Consider the following 19,470-nt stretch of genomic DNA (forward strand, 5'->3'; position numbering starts at 1 on the left):
TCAGGCCGCATGCGCCTGGCGGCTCGATGCCGGACCGGCGATCCAGCAGCACAGCGCGGCCAGCACGCCGCAGACCAGGATGGCCGCCGGCAGCGGCACCAGCCCAGGCGCGGCCAGCGTGACCAGGCCGCCGACCACCGCGCCCATCAGGTATTGCAACAGCCCCATCAGCGCCGAGGCCACGCCGGCCTGCTCGCCCGCCTGGGCCATGGTCAGCGCCGTGAGGTTGCCAAACACCAGGCCCAGCGTCCAGACCGACAGCCCGACCAGGGCCAGATAGACGCCCAGGCCCGCCACGCCCAGCTGCACCGCCAGCACCAAGGCCAGGCCTGCGAGCGCATGCACGGCGATGCCGGCCAGCAGCACGCGCTGCTCGCCCCAGCGTTTGGTCAGCCACAGGCTCAGCTGCCCGGCCGCGACGATGCCCACCGCATTCGCGGCGAAGAAGTAGCTGAAATGCTGGGGCGTCATGCCGAAATGCTCGATCAGCACAAACGGCGAGGCACTGATATAGACAAACAGCGCACCCAGAATGAAACCGCCGGCCAGCGTATAGGCCATGAAACCCGCGTTGCGGAACTGCTGCGCATAGGCGCGCAGGATGGCGCGCGCATGCAGCGGGGCGCGCTTTTCGCGCGGCAGGGTTTCGGGGATCGCGCGCAGGCCCCAGGCCGCGCCCAGCGTGCCGACCACGGCCAGCGTCCAGAACACCATGCGCCAGCCACCATGCGTCAGCAGATAGCTGCCGACAACCGGCGCAAGTATCGGCGCAATCATCATCACCTGCATCAGCACCGAGAACACGCGCGCCGACTCCTGCACCGTGCAGACGTCCGACACGATGGCGCGCGGCGCGACCAGGCCTGCGGCCGCGCCCAGCGCCTGCAGAAAGCGCGCGAACAGCAGCCACTCGACGTTGGGCGCCAGCGCGGCCATGACCGAGCCCAGCACGAAGATGCCCAGGCCGATGAGCAGCGGCCAGCGCCGGCCATAGCGGTCGAGCAGCGGCCCGTAGAGGCCCTGTCCCAGCGCCAGGCCCACCAGAAAGACCGACAGCGTCTGCTGGATCTTGCCGGCCGATACGCCCAGCTCCTGCGCGACCGCGGGAAACGCGGGCAGGTACATGTCGATGGCCATCGCGTCGAGCGCGGTGATCATGGCCAGCAGAAAGAGAAACGGACCGCCGAAAGTCGGGGGTGGCGCCGCGGACGACGCAATGTGGGACGAAGTCATGAAACGATTCCTGGCGCGAAGCCATAAAGAGGTCCGTTGAAGCAGTGGTATGACAAACCACCTTCCTAACGGTCGGTAGGCCATTCTAACGCGACCTGCTCACCCACGCCGACCCCGGTAAAAACCCTGATGTCTCCACGGTGAACCTGCAAAGTCCGTGCTGCTGCAATAATATCGGCAACAATAGTTGTCTAGTCAACTAAATACCCAGCCCTACTTCATGACCGGTTCTGCGCTTACTCCTTCGGACTTCTACCAGGCGGGCGTCTACACGCCCGACGAAAGCGCGGGCTTCCTCATGCGCCGGGTGCTGAGCTCCATCCTGCAACAGGCCGATGCCCAGCTGTCGGTGCACGACCTGACCTATGTGCAATGGCTGCCGCTGTACAAGCTGCTGCTGTGCAGCGAGGCCACGAGCGCCAGCCTGGCGCGCAATCTGGGCATTGACCCCGCGGCCATCACGCGCGCGCTCGACCGGCTCGAAACCAAGGGCATGCTGCGCCGCGAACGCTCGACCAGCGACCGCCGCGTGGTGCATCTGGTGCTGACCGACGAAGGCCGGGCCATCGCCACCAAGGTGCCTCAGGCCCTGGCCAGCGTGCTCAACGCGCATCTGAGCGGCTTCAGCCACGACGAATGCCGGCTGCTGATCGACATGCTGCGCCGCATGGTGCTCAACGGCGAAGCCCTGCGCGCCGCGCAAGCGCCCGATGCCGCGCCCAAACCCGGCGCCGCCAACTGAAGCCCTCTCGCCGGCGACCGTTTTCCCGCATCACCACTCCCTCCACCACCATGCATCCCTTTCCTTCATTGCCCAGCCCGCGGCTGCTGGCTTTGTGCGCTGCGCTTGTTCTCGCGGGCTGCGCCCTGCCCGGCGCCGACCGCGCCGCGCTCGCCCAGCTCACGCCCGCCGATACCGGCCTCACCGCCCAGACCGCGACCCAGGGCCTGCCCACCGCGTCCTGGTGGACCGCACTCGGCGACCCGCGCCTGAACGCGCTGGTAGACCAGGCGCTGCAAGGCAATCCCAGCCTTGCCGCGAGCCGCGCGCGCTTCGAACGCGCAGCCGCGCTGGCCACGGCCAGCAGCACCGCCAGCGGGCCCCACGCCACGCTGGGCATCGATGCCACGCGCCAGCACTACAGCGCCAACGGCCTGGTGCCCGCGCCGATTGCCGGCAATACCTACAACAGCGGCAATGCCCAGGTGGGCCTGAGCTGGGCGCCCGATTTCTTCGGCCGGCATGCGGCCGAACTCGAATCGGCGCTGGGCCAGGCGCGCGCGGCCCAGGCCGACAGCGCGGCCGCGGCCAACCAGCTCGCGGCCCAGGTCGCGCGCAGCTATGTGGCCCTGGCCCGGCTGCTGGCCCAGCGCGATGTCGCGCAGCGCACGCTGGACCAGCGCCAGCAACTGCTCGACCTGAGCCACCAGCGCACCCAGGCCGGCCTCGACAGCCAGGTCGAACTGACGCAGGCCCAGGCCGGCCTGCCCGACGCGCGCACGCAGATCGAAATGCTCGACGAGCAGATCACGCTCGCGCGCCGCACGCTGGCCGTGCTCAGCGGCCAGGCGCCCGAAGCCCAGCAGACGCTGGCGCCGCAGCTGTCGCAACTGGCGCTGCAGGACGTGCCCCAGGCGCTGGGCCTGGACCTGCTGGGCCGGCGCCCCGACATCGTCGCCGCGCGCTGGCGCGTGGAAGCCGCGGGCCAGGACATCGCACGCGCGCGCGCCGATTTCTACCCCGACATCAGCCTCAGCGCTTTCGTGGGCCTGAACGCCATAGGCCTCGATCAGCTGCTGCAAGGCAGCTCGCGCCAGATGGGCGTGACGCCCGCGCTGCGCCTGCCTATCTTCGAAGGCACGCGCCTGCGCGCCCAGTTGCGCGGCCGCGAAGCCGAGCGCGACACGGCGATTGCGCAGTACAACGGCGCGGTCCTCGACGCAGTGAAGGAAGCCGGCGATGCCATCGCCTCGGTGCAATCGCTGGGCCGCCAGCAGGCGCTGCAAAACGAATCCGCGGGCAAGGCCGAACAGGCCTATGACTTCGCGCTGCAGCGCTACCGCGCGGGCCTGAGCAACCAGATCACCATGCTCAATGCCGAAAGCCAGGTCATCACCCAGCGCCGCCTGGGCGTGGACCTGCAGGCGCGCCAGCTCGACACGCGCATCGCCCTCATGAAAGCCCTGGGCGGCGGCTGGAGCGACGACACCGCACAACTGCAGGTCAGCCAACGCTAAACCCCTTTCATTTCCCAGCGGGCAGCCAGCTGCCCCGGACGCAAAACCCAACCGTATAACAAAGCGCCGACTCTCATGACCGATTCCAAGCAAGCTCCCGCACCGGCCAACGCAACGCCTGCCGGCAACCCTCCCGCCCGCCGCAAGGGCCTCAAGGTGATTGCCGCCGCCGCGGCCATCGCCGCCATCGCCTGGGGCGGCTGGCACTGGGCCCATGGCCGCAACTTCCAGACCACCGACAACGCCTATGCCGCGGGCAACGTGGTGCAGATCACGCCCCAGCTGGGCGGCACCGTCATCAGCATTGGCGCCGACGACACCGACTTCGTGCGTCCCGGCCAGCTGCTGGTGCAGCTCGACGCCGCCGACGCGCTGGTCGCGCTGGCCCAGGCCGAGGCCCAACTCGCGCAGACCGTGCGCGAAGTGCGCGGGCTCTACGCCAACAACGCGCCGCTGCAGGCCCAGGTCGCGCTGCGCGAAGCCGAATTGCAGCGCCTCGAAGCCGATGCCGCGCGCTCCAAGGAAGACGTGGAACGCCGCCGTCCGCTGCTGGCCAGCGGCGCCGTGGGCAAGGAAGAGTTCGACCATGCCCAGACCCAGTTCACCGCCAACCGCAACGCCGTGGGCGCCGCCCAGGCCGCGGTGCGCGCCGCGCGTGCCCAGCTCACGGCCGCCCAGGCCCAGACCGAAGGCAGCTCGCAGCAGGACCATCCCAACGTGGTGCGCGCCGCGGCCAAGGTGCGCGAGTCTTATCTCGCGCTGCAGCGCACGCGCCTGCTCTCGCCCGTCGAAGGCCATGTCGCCAAGCGCGGCGTGCAGCTGGGCCAGCGCATTGCCGCGGGCGCGCCGGTCATGACCGTGGTCGCGCTCAACGACCTCTGGGTCGATGCCAACTTCAAGGAAAGCCAGCTCGCCGAACTGCGCATAGGCCAGCCCGCCGAACTCACGGCCGATGTCTATGGCGACAAGGTCACCTACCACGGCAAGGTGCTGGGCCTGGGCGCGGGCACGGGCGCGGCCTTCGCGCTGCTGCCGGCGCAAAACGCCACCGGCAACTGGATCAAGGTGGTGCAGCGCGTGCCGGTGCGCATCGCGCTGGACCCGGCCGATCTCGCCAGCCATCCGCTGCGCGTAGGTCTGTCGATGGAAGCCAAGGTCGATGTGAGCGCCCAGGAAGGCAGCGCCGGCGCCATGCTTTCCAGCGTGCCGCGCACCACGCCCGTGTCCTCCACCACCGTGTATGACACAGGCATGGCCGATGCCGACGAGCGCATCGCGCGCATCGTGGCCGGTGAAGTGCTGCCCGCGCTCAAGGCCTTGCCGGCGGTGGCGGCGGCGCCTGTCGCTGCGGCGGCCCGCCAATAAGCGCGCGCGAGAAGTATTCGCATGAGTACCCCCTCCACCGCCGCCGCGGGGTCCGCCCCGCGCGCGCCCGGCGCCCCCATCCAGCCGCTGCGGCTGTCGCCGCTGCACGGCCCGGCATTGCTGCTGGGCACCATGGCGCTGTCGCTGGCCACGTTCATGAACGTGCTCGACTCGTCCATCGCCAACGTGGCGATTCCCGCGATCTCGGGCGATCTGGGCGTGAGCCCTACCCAGGGCACCTGGGTGATCACCAGCTTCGGTGTGGCCAACGCGATTTCCGTGCCGCTGACCGGCTGGCTCACGCAGCGCTTCGGCGCCGTGCGCCTGTTCACCGTGAGCGTGCTGCTGTTCGTGCTGACGTCCTGGCTTTGCGGCTTTGCGACTTCGCTCGAAATGCTGGTGTTCTTCCGCGTGCTGCAAGGGCTGGTCGCCGGACCGATGATTCCGCTGTCGCAGACGCTGCTGCTGTCGAGCTACCCCACGGCCATGGCCGGAACGGCGCTGGCGCTCTGGGGGGTGACGACGCTGGTCGCGCCCGTTGTCGGGCCCCTGCTCGGGGGCTGGATCACCGACAACATTTCCTGGCCCTGGATCTTCTACATCAACGTTCCCGTGGGGCTGTTCGCCGCGGCGCTGACCTGGGGCATCTACCGCCAGCGCGAGACGCCCACGCGCAAGCTGCCCATAGACACCATAGGGCTGGCGCTGCTGGTGCTGTGGGTAGGCGCGCTGCAGCTGATGCTCGACAAGGGCAAGGAGCTGGACTGGTTTTCGTCGGGCGAAATCATAGGACTGGCCGTGGCGGCCGTCATAGGTCTTGCGGTGTTCATCGTCTGGGAGCTGACCGACGCCCACCCGGTGGTCGATCTGCGGCTGTTCGCAAGGCGCAACTTCGCGGCCGGGTCTCTCGCGCTGTCGATTGCCTACGGCCTGTTCTTCGGCAACGTGGTGCTGCTGCCGCTGTGGCTGCAGCAATGGATGGGCTATACCGCGACTTCGGCCGGCATGGCGCTCGCGCCCGTGGGGATCTTCGCCATTTTGCTCACGCCGCTGGTCGGCAAGAAAGTCGGGCAATGGGACCCGCGCAAGATGGCCACCGGCGCGTTCATCGTGTTCGCGCTGGTGCTGTGGCTGCGTTCGCACTTCACGACGCAGACGGATTTCATCCACATCCTGATCCCGACACTGCTGCAGGGCGGCGCGATGGCGTTCTTCTTCATTCCGCTGACCACGCTCACGCTGGCCGGTCTGCCGCCCGAACGCATTCCCGCGGCCGCGGGGCTGAGCAACTTCGTGCGCATCACGGCCGGCGCCATGGGCACTTCGATCGCGACCACGCTGTGGGACAACCGCGCGACCATGCACCACGCCCATCTGACCGAAGGACTGATTCAGGGACAAGGCGTGTTCGGCCAGACCTTGCAGAACCTGCAGGCCGCGGGAATGAGCCAGGCGCAGGCGCTGGCGCAGATCAATCAGCTGATCAACCAGCAGGCATTCACGCGCGCCGCGGACGACATCTTCCTCGGCTCGTCGGTGCTGTTCCTGCTGCTGATCGCCATGATCTGGCTGACCAAGCGGCCGGAGCGCGGCGGGGCCGCGGCCGATGCGGGCGGCGCGCATTGAAGCCCACGCACACAGAACAAAAAGGGAGCCTTGGCTCCCTTTTTTCATGTCCGGCGGCGCCCATCAGGCCCCGCCGCTGACAGCATCGGCCTAGAAATAAGGCGTGCCGTAGTAATCGTTGACGCGGCGGCCGTATTCGTCGGTGTACTCGGGCGAGGTCTCGCGCGCATAGCGCGGCGCGCCTTCGAGTTGCGACTTCTCCACCGCGACCACATAACCGCCCATTTCAGGCTCGTACTTCAGGGTGTCCCAGGGCAGCGGATAGCGGTCCGTGCCAATGCCCAGGAAACCGCCGAACTCCATGACCGCATAGCGCACGCGGCCCGAAATCTTGTCGATCATCAGCGAGTCGATGGAGCCCAGCTTTTCGCCAGCGGGGTTGTAGACATTGGTGCCGTTGACCTTGTCGGAAGAAATGACGCTCGATGCGGTATTGGGTGTATTCATAAGGATTCCTCAATGTGCCGAAGCAGGATGACTTCAAGCCCAAGGCTAACGCCGCAAGCGCCGGACCCGGGTAGTCACCGGGCCGACAGCGGCGTAGGAGAAGCCGACCTTGGGTCGCGGCGACGGCCGGTACAACGCAGAAGAAGATGAATGGACAGCACCTTGACAATAGCTTAATGCTATTGATAATTGATTTATCTTAGCCAAATAAAGCTTTGATAAAGCGCTGCGTTGCAAGTCTTGCGCGTGCACGCATCCGTGCGTCCCCTGGGTCGCTTTCTCAATCCAGATCCCTTCATTCCATCCGCATGCTCAAAGCTTCACAAAACTCCGCCAACGACACGCCCACGCAGTCCAACGACACGCGCGGTCCCTTTCAGTCCCCCACGCTATTCATCCCCGCGGGCACGATGGCGCAAGGCGCTCATCCGAACGCCCAGCCCCCCGGCACCGCCATGGACAAGCCGGTCTCCAGCGACATCGCGGAATTCCTCAGCCAGATCAGCTGGAGCTATTCCAGCAACTCCAATACCGCTGCGCGCAATCAGCCTGTGCCCGATCGGGAGCGCGTCTTCGATCGCGATGCCCAGCCGCCCGGAATTCTGGACACGTCGTTCTACGGCATGGATGAAAGCGGTCTGAACGACAGTTTTCTGCAGTGCGAAACGGACGAACTGGTGCGCAGCTTGTCGTTGGAGAACCTGCAGTTGCATGTCCACTCCTCGCCCAACCGGCTGCTGCAGGTGCAGCGCATGGAGATTCCCGTGCAGCGCGACTTGCCTTCGACCTGCGAATTCGAAACCGACGATCGCCTGGTCGAACCCGAAGCGACCGGCCCGGACACTCCATTGACGCAGGTCGCCGTGCAACCAACGGGCTGCTGGACAGAGACCACGTCGGTGAACACTCAAGCCGCGGAATAAGCCCCCGGCCGGGCGCTTTCAGCCCGCGGTCACGCCATGCCGCGCGCGCCCGCCCAGCGCCAGCGATCCCTGCTGACAGGCCTCGATCAGCAACGGCGCCATGAACTCCACCGACGCATCGGTGAACTGTGCCAGCGGCCCCGACAGCGACAGCGCGCCCAGCAAGGTATCGCCCGGCCCGATGATGGGCGCCGACAGCGCTCCGCAACTGGGATCGCGCTCGCCGCGCGACTGGTGTATCCACGGCCATTGGTCGGCCAGAAAATCCGAAGGCACCTTGCGCAACACCTTGCCCGCCGCGCCCGCGGCCAGCGGCAGCAGATCGCCTGCGCGCACGCGGTCCAGCGTCGAATGGTTGGAGTCCAGGCGCAGCACGCAAAACCGCGTCGCCTCGTCGTGAACGATATGGAATGAGGGGCTGGGCGCGCCCGCATCGACGAGCTTTTGCATCAGCGGCAGCAGATGTTCGCGAAAGCGAAAACTCGAGTCGAAGGCCCGCCCCAGCCGGAACGCCAGATTGCCCAGGCAATAGGCGCTGTCGGAGCGCCGCACCACCAGGCCGCATTTCTCCAGGCTGGCCAGCAGCCTGAGCACCGCGCTCTTGTACAGGCCCGTGGCCGCGGCAATTTCGGACAACCGCAGCGGCGCGCGCGCCGCCTCGAGCGCGACCACCACGCGCATGGCCTTGTCCACGGCGGCCACGCCCGCCATGTTTGCCTCGTAATTCGTTGCCTTGTCGTTCATGCGGCGATTGTGACGGATCCGACCAAGTCTTCCGTCAAGTTCCAAATTTTCGGCGATGAAATTCTGCAGGACAGAACCATCAACCTAAGTGCATACCCTAAACTGGTCGATTTACAGAACATTGACGCCATAGAATCCGCTTCAAATTCTGTGGAGTGGAACGATGATGGAAATCAAGAAGTTGTTGATCGGCGGTGAATGGATGGACGGCGAGCCCGGCGTCGAGCGCCTGTTCTCGACCAATCCCGCGACCGGCATGGTCAACCATGAAGTGGCGGCCGCGGGCGCGCAGTTCGCGGCGGCTGCCGTCGCATCGGCGCACCAGGCCTGCCGCCAGCCGGGCTGGCGCGACATGCTGCCCGCGGAGCGCGCGCGCATCCTGTACCGCATCGCCGAAGGCATAGAGGCGCACAGCGACCCGATGTCGCGGCTGCAGATGCTGGAAAACGGCAAGGTCTGGAAAGAGTGCCAGGCCCAGGTGAAGAGCGCGGCCGCGACCTTCCGCTACTACGCGGGTGTCTGCGAAACGCTGGGCTCGGAAGTCACGCCCGCGCGCGGCAACTACCTGTCGCTGACCGTGTATGAGCCCTATGGCGTGGTGGTGGCGATCACCCCCTGGAATTCGCCCATGACCATGGAAGCGCAGAAGATCGCGCCCGCGCTGGCCGCGGGCAATGCGGTGATTCTCAAGCCTTCGGAAGTCACGCCGTCGACCGGCCTGCTGCTGGGCAAGATTGCGCTCGACGCCGGCCTGCCGCCAGGCATTCTGAACGTGCTGCCCGGCTGGGGCCATGAAGTCGGCGCGGCGCTGGTGGCGCACCCGCAGGTGCGGCTGGTGTCGTTCACGGGCGGCACGGAAAGCGGCCGGCGCATCGGCCAGGCGGCCGCGGCCAAGCTGATGCCCGTGGCGCTGGAGCTGGGCGGCAAGTCGCCGCATATCGTGTTCGACGACGCCGATCTCGATCTGGCCGTCGACAGCATTGCGGGCGGCATTTTCGAAGGCAGCGGCCAGTCGTGCGTCGCGGGTTCGCGCGCTTTCGTGCAGCGCGGCGTCTATGACGCGGTGCTGCAAAAACTCGTGCAGCGCGCACGCGCCATCACCGTGCACCTGCCCGACCAGGCCCAGGCGCAGATGGGCCCGATGGCGAGCTTTGCCCACCGCGACAAGGTCGCGTCCATGGTCGAGCAGGCGATCGCCGCCGGCGCCAAGGCCGAATGCGGCGCGCGCGCGCCGCAAGACCAGGCGCTGGCCGCGGGCGCGTTCTACCTGCCGACGATTCTGACCGGCATGCGCAACAGCGATGCGATTGCCCAGCAGGAAATCTTCGGTCCGGTGCTGTGCCTGATGCCGTTTGACGACGAGGCCGATCTGGTCGCACAGGCAAATGCCTCGGTGTTCGGCCTGGCCTCGGGCATCTGGACCGGCAGCTACCAGCGCGCCTGGCGCGTGGCACGCGCGCTCGAAGCCGGCACGGTCTGGATCAACACCTACAAGCAGCTGTCGATTGCCACGCCGTTCGGCGGCTTCAAGGACAGCGGCATAGGCCGCGAAAAAGGCATACAGGGCGTGCACCTGTACCAGCAGGCCAAAGGCATTTTTTTTGGAATGTGAGACGAGAAATGACTATGAGCACTGAGAAAAAACTGGGTTTCATCGGACTGGGCGTGATGGGCGAGCCCATGTGCCGCAACCTGGCGCGCAAGTCGGGCCAGCAGATCCTGGCGTCGGATCTGGACCCGGCGCCGCTGGCGCGCCTGCATGCCTAAGGCGTGCAGTCCGCGACGCTGGAAGAAATACTGCGCGACTGCGAGACGATCTTCCTGTCGCTGCCTTCGGGCGAAATCGTCGAGCGTCTGAGCCGCCAGCCCCAGGGCCTGCTGGCCCAGGCGCGCAGCGGCCAGACCATCATCGACCTGAGCACCTCGCCGGTATCGACCACGCGTGAACTGGCGCGCGATTTCGCGGCCATCGGCGTGACGTTCATGGACGCTCCCGTGGCGCGCACCCGCGCCGCGGCCGAAGCAGGAACGCTGGCCGTGATGGTCGGCGGCACGCCCGAAGACTTCGCGCGCGTGCAGCCGCTGATCGCCACCTTTGCGTCCGACATCGCGCTGTGCGGCGGCGTGGGCTGCGGCCAGGTCCTCAAGATTCTCAACAACATGGTGCTGTTCGAGACCGTGGTCGCGATCAGCGAAGCCAAGGCCATAGGCGTGCGCGCGGGCGTCGATGCCGGCGTGCTGTTCGAGACGCTGTCCAAGGGCTCGGCCGACAGCTTCGCGCTGCGCAACCACGGAATGAAAGCCGTGCTGCCCGAGACCTTTCCCGAGCGCACCTTCTCCGTGCGCTATGCGCGCAAAGACCTGCTTTACGCGCTCGAACTGGCGCAGGAACACGGCGTTCCGGCCAGGGGCGCGCAGCTGGTCGGCGAGTGGTTCGACCAGGCCATAGACGCCGGCGTAGGCGACCAATACCACCCGGTCATCAGCGAGCTGATCGCGGGCAAGCACTGAAATCCATAACAAACCAGGAGACAACACGATGACTTCCCGCAGAACCTTCACCGCCGCCTGCGTGGCCGGCGCCCTCGCTCCCGCACTGTCCTGGGCCCAGGCCGGCTACCCCAAGGGTCCGGTCAAGATGGTCGTGCCCTACGCCGCGGGCGGAGCGACCGACATCATCGCGCGCACGCTGGGCGACAAGCTGACCGCCAGGTGGAGCCAGCCCGTGGTGATAGAGAACAAGCCCGGCGCCGGCACCACGCTGGCCGCAAGCCAGCTCGCGCGCATGGCCGCCGACGGCCAGACGCTCTACATGACCACGTCGGCCCATACCATCGCGGGCAGCATCTACAGCAAGCTCGACTTCGACCCGGTCAAGGACTTCTCGCCAATCTCGCTGGTCGCCAAGGTGCCGCTGGTGCTCGTGGTGCGCCCGGGCCTGGCCGCCACCAATCTCAAGGAGTTCATCGCGCTGGCGAAAAAGGAGCAGAGCGCGCTGTCGTTTGCCTCGCCCGGCAACGGCACGGCCCAGCATCTGGCGGGCGAAATGTTCAACACCGCCGTGCAGGCCAGGACCACGCATGTGCCCTACCGCGGCGACGCGCCCGCGATCACCGACCTGCTGGGCGGCAGCGTGGACGCGATGTATGCGACGCTCACCGTGGTGCTGCCCTATATCGCTTCAGGCAAGCTGCGTGCCATCGCGCTGGCCAATGACAAGCGCGTGCAGAAGGTGCCCAACATCCCGACGTTTGCCGAAGCCGGCCTCGACAAGTTCGAGGCCGCTACCTGGTTCGGCGTGCTCGCGCCGGCGCGCATCGCGGCGCCGCTGAGCGAGCGCATCAGCCAGGACATCAAGGCCATCATCGCCCAGCCCGACATGCAGGCCAAGCTGATCGACCTGGGCGCCGAAATCGTAGCCAACAGCCCGGCCGAGTTCCGCAGCTTCATGGATGAGGAAGCGCAGAAATGGAAGAAGATCGTGGCGACTTCGGGGGCGACGGTGAATTGAGGGGGGGGCGGGGTGAGCGAGACAAAGTCTCGCAAGGCGTCAAAAAGAAACAGCGGGCCTCATCCCCCGTTCGTCCTGAGCCTGTCGAAGGATGAACGGCCTGCGCTCGAGTCATGAGAACGGGCCGTTCATGGTTCGACGCGCCCGGCCAGGGAGGCTCACCACGAACGGTTTGGAAGCGCTCGTCGCTGTTTGCACAAATCGAGTGCTTTCTAAGCACTTGATTTAATTGATGAAAAAACTGCTACTTGAGAGTTTACCGAAGGACGAACGGCCTGCCCTCGTAGATCGAGAACAGACCGTTCATCGCCAGCCAGAAGCGCGGGGCGAAGGGAAAGCTTTACACCGCCCCCTGCTCCCAGCTCCCCCCGATCGCGCGGATCAGCATCACCGTGGTGGTGTATTGCGCGGTGCTGACCTGCAGGGCATTGCGGCGCTGGCGCAGCGCGTTGCGGCGCGCGTCCAGCAGTTCGAGCTGGCTCACATAGCCGTTGCGGTAGCGCACGTCCGACAGATGGCTGGCGCGCTCGGCCGACTGCACGGCCTGGGCCAGCACTTCGGACTGGCCCGCCAGCAGGCGCAGCGCGCTCAGTTGGTCTTCCACATCGCGAAACGCCGTGAGCACCTGGCCGCGCTGGGCGGCGATCGCCGCTTCGAGTCGCGCCTTGGCGCCCTCTTCCTGCGCCGCGCGCTGGCCGCCGTCGAAGATAGGCAGCGACAGCAAGGCGTTGAGGCCCCAGGAACGCGCCGACCAGCGCAGCAGATCGCCGAGTTCGGGCGAGGCATAGCCGCCGTTGGCGGTCAGCACGATGGACGGAAACCACGCGGTCTGGGCCACGCCCACGCGCGCCAGCGCGGCCTGCACATTGGCCTGGGCGGCCGAGACGTCGGGGCGGCGCGCCAGCACCGCGGCAGGAACGCCGGCCGGAATCACCGGCAGCGTCGCCTGGGTCTGCTCATCTGCCAGCGCAAACCGGCCCGCGACTTCGCCCGTCAGCACCGCCAGCGCATGCACCAGCACGGCCTGCTGGCGTTCGAGCGCCAACACTTCGAACTCGGTGGCCGAGACTTCGGTCTGCATGCGCGCCACGTCGAGTTCGGCGGCGTCGCCGGCCTGGAAGCGCCGCGTCGTCAGGCGCAGGCTGTCGCGGTAGATATCCAGGCTTTGCACGACCAGCGCGCGCTCGGTCTGAACGGAACGCAATTGCAGATAGGTCTGGGCCACATCGGCCTGGACCATCAGGCGCGTGCTTTGCAGCAGCGCGGCGCGTGCCTGCGCGTCCTGCAGCGCGGCGGCGCTGGCCTGCGACAGCTTGCCGAACAGATCGACTTCATACGACAGGTTCAGACCCGCCGTGCCCACCGTCGCCGGCGTGGTATTGCCCGTGGTCTGCAGGCCGGCCTGGCGCGCCACGCCCGCCGAGGCACCGATCTGCGGCAGGCGCTGGGCGTCGGCCGAGCGCAGCAAAGAGCGCGCTTCGGCCAGGCGCGCGGCGGCGGCCTGGATATCGGTGTTCGCGTCGCCCGCGCGCTCGACCAAGGCGGTCAGCTGCGGGTCGGCAAACGCCAGCCACCAGGCGCCGCGCGCCTGGGCTTCGGCCGCAGCGGTCTGCGTCCAGGTACCGCCTTCGGCACTGCTGAAGGTGGTGGGCAGGTCGATGCCTGCATGTTCGGCCGGAGCCGGCAAGGCGCTGGCGCAGCCGGCAAGTACCAGCGCGGCGAACAGCGGGGTCAGCAGCGCGAGGCGCGGCCGGGCCAACAAAGGGATGGCTTTCATGGAATGGATCCTCTTCTTATTCATCGTGGCCACGCGGGGCGGCCAGTACGGGGTGGGCTACCGCGCCAGAGCCATGCTCAGGCGAAGGAGCGTCCGGGCCAGGGTGCTGCAGCAAAGGCCGGTTGCCGGCCATGCGGCGCAGCACGACATAGAACACAGGCGTGAGGAACAGGCCGAAGGCCGTGACGCCTATCATTCCGAAGAACACCGCCACGCCCATGGCGCTGCGCATTTCGGCGCCCGCGCCCGTGGCCAGCACCAGGGGCAGCACACCCATCACAAAGGCCAGTGAGGTCATCAAGATCGGGCGCAGCCGCAGGCGGCTGGCCTCGATCGCGGCCTGTATCGGTGTGCGCCCGGCAAATTCGAGTTCGCGCGCGAATTCCACGATCAGGATCGCGTTCTTCGCCGACAGCCCCACCAGCACGATCAGCCCGATCTGCGTGAACACATTGTTGTCGCCGCCGCTGAGCCACACGCCCGTCATCGCCGCGAGCAAGCCCATGGGAACGATCAGAATGATGGCGATGGGCAGCGTGAGACTTTCGTATTGCGCGGCCAGCACCAGGAACACCAGCAGGATGGCCAGCGGGAACACCAGCAGCGCGGAATTTCCGGCCAGGATTTCCTGGTAGGTCAGCTCGGTCCACTCATAGCCAATGCCTTGCGGCAGGGTTTCGGCGGCCACGCGTTCGATCGCGGCCTGGGCCTGGCCCGACGAGAAGCCGGGCGCGGGGCCGCCGCTGACGTCGGCCGACAGGAAGCCGTTGTAGCGCATCGCACGCTCGGGGCCGAAGCTGGGCTCGAGCTTCATCAGCGCCGACAGCGGCACCATCTGGCCGGTGGTGGAGCGCACCTGCAGCAGGCCCACATCTTCGGCGCGCGCGCGGTAGGCCGCATCGGCTTGCACGCGCACGCTGTAGGTACGGCCGAACTGGTTGAAGTCGTTGGCGTACAGGCTGCCCAGATAGATCTGCAGCGTCTCGAAGATATCGGTCACGGGAACGCCCAGCTGGCGCGCCTTGGTGCGGTCGATATTGGCGTAGAGCTGGGGTACGTTGACCTGCCAGCTGGTGAACAGGCCCGCGAGTTCAGGGGTCTGGTAAGCCTTGGCCATGAAGGCCTTCACGGCCGCGTCCATGGCCTCATAGCCCAACGAAGCGCGGTCCTCGATCTGCAGCTTGAAGCCGCCGGTCGTGCCCAGCCCGGCCACCGGTGGCGGCGGGAACAGCGCGATGAAGGCTTCCTGGATGCCGCCGAACGCCTGGTTCAGCTGGCCGGCCACGGCCGCGCCGCTCTGGTCAGCTTGCGTACGCTCGGCAAAAGGCTTGAGCGTGACGAACACCACGCCCGAATTCGAGCTGTTGGTGAAACCGTTGATCGACAGGCCGGTGAACGCCAGCGCGTCCTCGACGTTGGGGTTCTGCTTGACGATCTCGCCCATGCGGCGAATCACTTCGTCGGTGCGGTCCAGCGTCGCGCCGTCGGGCAGCTGGGCAAAGCCCACGAGGTATTGCTTGTCCTGCGCCGGCACAAAGCCGCCGGGAACGATCTTGAACAGGCCCCAGGTCGCGCCGACCAGCGCCAGATAGATCACCAGCATCAGCGCCTTGCGGCCGATCACGCGCTGCACGCCGCCGCTGTAGGCGTCGGAGCCGCGCTGGAACAGGCGGTTGAAGCGGCGAAAGAACCCGCCGAGCACGCGGTCCATGCCGCGCGTCAGCGCGTCCTTGGGCGCGTCATGGCCCTTGAGCAGCAGCGCGCTGAGCGCGGGCGCCAGCGTCAGCGAGTTGATTGCCGAGATCACCGTCGAGATCGCGATGGTCACCGCGAACTGGCGGTAGAACTGGCCCGTGAGCCCGCTGATGAAGGCCAGCGGCACGAACACCGCGACCAGCACCAGCGCGATGGCGATGATGGGCCCCGAGACTTCGCGCATCGCACGGTACGTGGCTTCGCGCGGAGACAGCCCCATTTCGATGTTGCGCTCGACGTTTTCCACGACCACGATGGCGTCATCGACGACGATACCGATGGCCAGCACCAGCCCGAACAGGCTCAGCGCGTTGATCGAAAAGCCCAGCAGGTGCAGCACGGCAAACGTGCCCACGACCGACACCGGCACGGCCAGCAGCGGAATGATGGACGCGCGCCAGGTCTGCAGGAACAGCACCACGACCAGCACCACCAGGGCCACGGCTTCGAGCAGCGTGGTGATCACGGACTTGATCGAGGCGCGCACGAACTGCGTGGGGTCGTAGGCGATGCGGAATTCCACGCCTTCGGGCATGTTCTTCTGCAGCTCGGCCATCGTGGCGCGCACATTGGCCGAGATGTCGAGCGCGTTCGAGCCCGGGGCCTGGAACACGCCCATGCCCACGGCGGGCTCGTTGTTGAGCAGCGAGCGCAGCGCGTAGTCGGCCGCACCCAGTTCCAGGCGCGCGACATCGCGCAGCCGCGTCACCGCGCCGTCGGCACCCGACTTGACGATGATGTCGCCGAACTCTTCCTCGGTCTGCAGACGGCCCTGGGCGTTGATCGACAGTTGCATGTCGACGCCAGGCAGGCCCGGCGAAGCGCCGACCACGCCGGCCGCGGCCTGCACGTTCTGGCCGCGGATCGCGGCGACGACGTCGGCGGCCGACAGGCCGCGCTGCGCGACTTTCTGCGGGTCCAGCCAGGCGCGCATGGCGTAGTCGCCGCCGCCGAAGATCTGCACCTGGCCCACGCCCTGGATGCGCGCCAGACGGTCCTTGACATTGAGCACCGCGTAGTTGCGCAGGTAGTCGATGTCGTAGCGGTCATTGGGCGAGACCATGTGCACGACCATGGTCAGGTCGGGCGCGCTCTTGATGGTGGTGATACCCAGGCGGCGCACTTCCTCGGGCAGGCGCGGCTCGGCCTGCGAGACGCGGTTTTGCACCAGCTGCTGCGCCTTGTCGGGGTCGGTGCCCAGAGCGAAGGTCACGGTGAGCGTCATCACGCCGTCAGTCGTCGCCTGGCTGCCCATGTAGAGCATGCCTTCGACGCCGTTGATCGATTCTTCCAGCGGCGTGGCCACGGTTTCGGCGATCACCTTGGGATTGGCGCCCGGGTACTGGGCGCGCACCACGACCGATGGCGGAGCGACGTCGGGATACTCCGAGATCGGCAGCGCGCGCAAGGCGATCAGGCCGGCCAGGAAGATCAGCACCGACAGCACCCCGGCAAAGATCGGGCGGTCAATGAAAAAGCGGGAGAGGTTCATATATTGTTCTTTTCAGTCACCGCGTTCAGGCGGCGGGCTGTTTGGCGTTCTTGGCCGCGACTTCAGGCTTGTTGGCCATGGGCACGTCTTGCGCTTCAATACGTGCACCTGGGCGCACGCGCTGCAGGCCGTTGACGACGATGCGTTCACCGGCCTTGAGGCCCGAAGTGACGATGCGCATTCCATTGACCGGCGCGCCCAGCTGCACTTCGCGGTACTCAGCGACTTCGCCCGCACCGACGACCATCACGTACTTCTTGCTCTGGTCGGTGCCGACCGCGCGCTCGTTGACCAGCACGGCGGACGTCACGCCCGCCTGGCCCATGCGAATGCGCGCGAACTGGCCGGGCATCAGCGCGCCGTCCTGGTTCTCGAACACCGCGCGCACGCGCACCGTGCCGCTTTGCGCATCGACCTGGTTGTCGATCAACTGCAGATGGCCCGCATGCGGCGTGCCGCCGGCCGTGCCCGTGCCCATTTGCACCGGAATGCGCTCAATGCGTGCGCGCCCGCCCTGGCCGGCTTCAAGAGCGTCGAGCGCCTTGACCACCACTTGCTCATCGCTGTCGAAGCTCGCGTAGATCGGGCTCACCGACACCATGGTGGTCAGCACCGGCGCGCTCGCGCCCGAGGCCACGAGATTGCCCACCGTGACTTCGACGCGGCCCACGCGCCCGGCGATGGGCGCGCGCACCTGGGTATAGCCCAGGTTCAGGCGCGCGGTCTGCAGCGCGGCCTGGGCGGCGCGCAGATTCGCATCGGCTTCGCGCTGGGCGTTGACGCGCTCGTCGTGCTCGCGCTGGGCGATGGCACGTTCTTCCCACAGGCGGGTCGAGCGTTCCATTTCGCTGTGCGTATACGACAGCCGGGCCTGGGCCGCGACCACCTGGGCCTGGGCGCGATCGACATCGGCGTTGAACGGCGCGGCGTCGAGCGTGAACAGCAGGTCGCCCTGCTTGATCAGCGCGCCTTCACGGAAATGCACGGCCTGCACGGCGCCGGCGACGCGCGGGCGGATGTCCACGCGCTGCACGGCTTCGAGCCGGCCCGAGAATTCGTCCCACAGCGCGACGTCCTGCTGCGTGACCTGGGCCACGGCGACGGGAATCGCCGGTGGCGCGGCGGGTGCATCCGGTGCTTGAGCCGAAGCCTGCAGGCCGAAAGCCGCGCCGCCGACGACGGCAATGGCGGCGGCGGCAATCGCCGCGGTGCGCCAGCGCTGGGGCAAGGAGGTGAAGTGGTGTTTCATGGTCGGTCTTGGTCTTGAAAAGGAGTGAAAGCTGGAAGTCGGCGTTTTGCGGGCGCAATGCTCCCTTCCGGCGCAAAGGTCGGAAATCGAAAACAAATGGAAAGTCGGGGGGCGGCCGTGCGGGAACGGCTGCGCCAGCGCGTCCCGGCACAGGCCAGGGCACGCAGCTGTCAGGCAGCAGGCGTCAGGAGCTCAGAGGGTCAGGCCGGGTCGGGCGGCCGACATCGCGTGGTGCTGAAGAACTGCTGGAACTGGTCCTGCACTTCCTGCGCACAAGGGCATGGCCGGGGATCGGGAATGAGCAGCGCATCGGGCCATTGCTGGGCCTTGTCGAACACATGGCGCGTGACGCTCAATCCCGCGGCTTCGAGCCGGCCCGCATAGGCCAGGGCTTCGTCACGCATGGGGTCGTTGTGGCCCACCAGCATCAGCGTGGGCGGCAGGCCGGCCAGGCGTTGGGCGGTGCTGGGCACGGCATAGGGGTGTACGGCGTCGCAGGCCGAGCGCAGGAACTGCAGCCAGCCCTGGGCCCATTTGCAATCGGTCGCCGTGCCCGTGGCGGCGCGCACGGAAGGCGTGCCCACGCAGGGATCGAGCATGGGAGACAGCAGGATCTGTCCAGCCAGCGGCGGATGGCGCTGATCGCGCGCCATCATGCATACGCCGGCCGCCAGATTGCCACCGGCCTCCTCGCCCGCCAGGTAGACCTGGGCGCCCTTGCCCGCGAGCCGCGTGCGGTGCTTGAACGCCCACTGCAGCACCTCGAAGCCGATCTCCAGCGGACGCGGAAACGGATGCTCGGGCGCCAGCGGATAGGCCACCGACACCACACGCGCTCCCGCTGCTTCGAGCAGATGGGCCACGGTGCAGCCGCTGTCGAGCGAACCGGAGATGAAGGCTCCGCCATGGAAATGCACGACCAGCGGCAAGGTCTCACCGGCTTTCTTGCTGCCATAGGTGCGCACGACCACCTCCTCACCGGACGCCAGCGCAATGGCGGCGTCGGTATGAAGCGAAGGTGATGGGCGGTCAGGCGAAGTTGAAGTCATGGTGTGATCCGGGCGGAACCGTGGAGACACAAATGTAAACGTTCGCGACCCGCGCATAAAC

General features: G+C 67.2%; 14 protein-coding genes and 1 pseudogene. 8 read left to right on the forward strand and 7 right to left on the reverse strand.

From position 1 onward, the window contains the following. Window positions 1-1,233: a multidrug effflux MFS transporter gene (locus tag KHY18_RS05585; protein WP_213295321.1), complete on the reverse strand. Its 1,233-nt coding sequence runs from the start codon at window positions 1,231-1,233 to the stop codon at window positions 1-3. A gap of 220 nt (window positions 1,234-1,453) precedes the next feature. Between KHY18_RS05585 and KHY18_RS05590 the strand changes: the two genes are divergently transcribed. The 4 genes from KHY18_RS05590 to KHY18_RS05605 all read left to right on the forward strand — a co-directional run bounded on the left by KHY18_RS05590 (window position 1,454) and on the right by KHY18_RS05605 (window position 6,462). Next, window positions 1,454-1,975 carry a MarR family winged helix-turn-helix transcriptional regulator gene (locus tag KHY18_RS05590; RefSeq protein WP_213295324.1) on the forward strand — a complete coding sequence of 174 codons (522 nt, stop codon included), beginning with the start codon at window positions 1,454-1,456 and terminating at the stop codon, window positions 1,973-1,975. 50 nt (window positions 1,976-2,025) lie between these two features. Next, window positions 2,026-3,471, forward strand: a complete 1,446-nt coding sequence (locus tag KHY18_RS05595; RefSeq protein WP_213295327.1) for an efflux transporter outer membrane subunit — start codon at window positions 2,026-2,028, stop codon at window positions 3,469-3,471. A 75-nt stretch (window positions 3,472-3,546) separates the two neighbouring features. After that, on the forward strand, window positions 3,547-4,836 hold the full coding sequence (locus KHY18_RS05600; protein WP_213295331.1) for an HlyD family secretion protein: 1,290 nt from the start codon (window positions 3,547-3,549) through the stop codon (window positions 4,834-4,836). A 21-nt stretch (window positions 4,837-4,857) separates the two neighbouring features. Beyond that, the gene (locus KHY18_RS05605) at window positions 4,858-6,462 is read left to right on the forward strand and encodes a DHA2 family efflux MFS transporter permease subunit (protein WP_213295335.1); all 1,605 of its coding nucleotides are present in this window, start codon (window positions 4,858-4,860) and stop codon (window positions 6,460-6,462) included. 90 nt (window positions 6,463-6,552) lie between these two features. Here the strand turns inward: KHY18_RS05605 and KHY18_RS05610 are convergent, their stop codons facing one another. Next, a complete protein-coding gene (locus KHY18_RS05610; RefSeq protein WP_213295343.1) occupies window positions 6,553-6,909 on the reverse strand; it encodes a PRC-barrel domain-containing protein in 357 nt (118 codons plus the stop codon). 308 nt (window positions 6,910-7,217) lie between these two features. Between KHY18_RS05610 and KHY18_RS05615 the strand changes: the two genes are divergently transcribed. Then, on the forward strand, window positions 7,218-7,832 hold the full coding sequence (locus tag KHY18_RS05615; RefSeq protein ID WP_213295352.1) for a hypothetical protein: 615 nt from the start codon (window positions 7,218-7,220) through the stop codon (window positions 7,830-7,832). Window positions 7,833-7,850: 18 nt separating this feature from the next. Here the strand turns inward: KHY18_RS05615 and KHY18_RS05620 are convergent, their stop codons facing one another. Beyond that, entirely contained in the window at window positions 7,851-8,576 is a 726-nt protein-coding gene (locus KHY18_RS05620) for an IclR family transcriptional regulator (protein WP_249728941.1), read from the reverse strand. A gap of 163 nt (window positions 8,577-8,739) precedes the next feature. Between KHY18_RS05620 and KHY18_RS05625 the strand changes: the two genes are divergently transcribed. From KHY18_RS05625 to KHY18_RS05635, 3 genes and pseudogenes are all read left to right on the forward strand, one after another. Beyond that, complete coding sequence (locus KHY18_RS05625; protein WP_213295355.1) at window positions 8,740-10,188, forward strand: aldehyde dehydrogenase; 1,449 nt, start codon at window positions 8,740-8,742, stop codon at window positions 10,186-10,188. Between the two features lie 14 nt (window positions 10,189-10,202). Further along, window positions 10,203-11,087: pseudogene (locus KHY18_RS27415) on the forward strand (NAD(P)-dependent oxidoreductase). A gap of 28 nt (window positions 11,088-11,115) precedes the next feature. Beyond that, window positions 11,116-12,087: a tripartite tricarboxylate transporter substrate binding protein gene (locus KHY18_RS05635; protein ID WP_213295358.1), complete on the forward strand. Its 972-nt coding sequence runs from the start codon at window positions 11,116-11,118 to the stop codon at window positions 12,085-12,087. Window positions 12,088-12,427: 340 nt separating this feature from the next. Here KHY18_RS05635 and KHY18_RS05640 read toward each other — a convergent pair whose 3' ends face one another. The 4 genes from KHY18_RS05640 to KHY18_RS05655 all read right to left on the reverse strand — a co-directional run bounded on the left by KHY18_RS05640 (window position 12,428) and on the right by KHY18_RS05655 (window position 19,409). Continuing rightward, window positions 12,428-13,864, reverse strand: coding sequence for an efflux transporter outer membrane subunit (locus KHY18_RS05640; protein ID WP_249728942.1), 1,437 nt, complete (start codon window positions 13,862-13,864; stop codon window positions 12,428-12,430). Between the two features lie 16 nt (window positions 13,865-13,880). After that, complete coding sequence (locus tag KHY18_RS05645) at window positions 13,881-17,111, reverse strand: efflux RND transporter permease subunit (protein ID WP_213295363.1); 3,231 nt, start codon at window positions 17,109-17,111, stop codon at window positions 13,881-13,883. A 25-nt stretch (window positions 17,112-17,136) separates the two neighbouring features. Then, window positions 17,137-18,360 (reverse strand): efflux RND transporter periplasmic adaptor subunit, encoded by a 1,224-nt coding sequence (locus KHY18_RS05650; protein WP_213295366.1) that lies wholly within the window; start codon window positions 18,358-18,360, stop codon window positions 17,137-17,139. 200 nt (window positions 18,361-18,560) lie between these two features. After that, window positions 18,561-19,409, reverse strand: a complete 849-nt coding sequence (locus KHY18_RS05655) for an alpha/beta hydrolase (protein ID WP_213295368.1) — start codon at window positions 19,407-19,409, stop codon at window positions 18,561-18,563. Window positions 19,410-19,470: the final 61 nt, after the last annotated feature.

The sequence above is a fragment of the Acidovorax sp. CCYZU-2555 genome (assembly GCF_018413525.1).
Classification (GTDB): domain Bacteria; phylum Pseudomonadota; class Gammaproteobacteria; order Burkholderiales; family Burkholderiaceae_C; genus Comamonas.

What these genes read in the sequence shown, in the direction of transcription:
- KHY18_RS05585 (WP_213295321.1), bottom strand. Translation starts at nt 1,233, where the DNA reads ATGACTTCGTCCCACATTGCGTCGTCCGCGGCGCCACCCCCGACTTTC.
- KHY18_RS05590 (WP_213295324.1), top strand. Translation starts at nt 1,454, where the DNA reads ATGACCGGTTCTGCGCTTACTCCTTCGGACTTCTACCAGGCGGGCGTC.
- KHY18_RS05595 (WP_213295327.1), top strand. Translation starts at nt 2,026, where the DNA reads ATGCATCCCTTTCCTTCATTGCCCAGCCCGCGGCTGCTGGCTTTGTGC.
- KHY18_RS05600 (WP_213295331.1), top strand. Translation starts at nt 3,547, where the DNA reads ATGACCGATTCCAAGCAAGCTCCCGCACCGGCCAACGCAACGCCTGCC.
- KHY18_RS05605 (WP_213295335.1), top strand. Translation starts at nt 4,858, where the DNA reads ATGAGTACCCCCTCCACCGCCGCCGCGGGGTCCGCCCCGCGCGCGCCC.
- KHY18_RS05610 (WP_213295343.1), bottom strand. Translation starts at nt 6,909, where the DNA reads ATGAATACACCCAATACCGCATCGAGCGTCATTTCTTCCGACAAGGTC.
- KHY18_RS05615 (WP_213295352.1), top strand. Translation starts at nt 7,218, where the DNA reads ATGCTCAAAGCTTCACAAAACTCCGCCAACGACACGCCCACGCAGTCC.
- KHY18_RS05620 (WP_249728941.1), bottom strand. Translation starts at nt 8,576, where the DNA reads ATGAACGACAAGGCAACGAATTACGAGGCAAACATGGCGGGCGTGGCC.
- KHY18_RS05625 (WP_213295355.1), top strand. Translation starts at nt 8,740, where the DNA reads ATGATGGAAATCAAGAAGTTGTTGATCGGCGGTGAATGGATGGACGGC.
- KHY18_RS05635 (WP_213295358.1), top strand. Translation starts at nt 11,116, where the DNA reads ATGACTTCCCGCAGAACCTTCACCGCCGCCTGCGTGGCCGGCGCCCTC.
- KHY18_RS05640 (WP_249728942.1), bottom strand. Translation starts at nt 13,864, where the DNA reads ATGAAAGCCATCCCTTTGTTGGCCCGGCCGCGCCTCGCGCTGCTGACC.
- KHY18_RS05645 (WP_213295363.1), bottom strand. Translation starts at nt 17,111, where the DNA reads ATGAACCTCTCCCGCTTTTTCATTGACCGCCCGATCTTTGCCGGGGTG.
- KHY18_RS05650 (WP_213295366.1), bottom strand. Translation starts at nt 18,360, where the DNA reads ATGAAACACCACTTCACCTCCTTGCCCCAGCGCTGGCGCACCGCGGCG.
- KHY18_RS05655 (WP_213295368.1), bottom strand. Translation starts at nt 19,409, where the DNA reads ATGACTTCAACTTCGCCTGACCGCCCATCACCTTCGCTTCATACCGAC.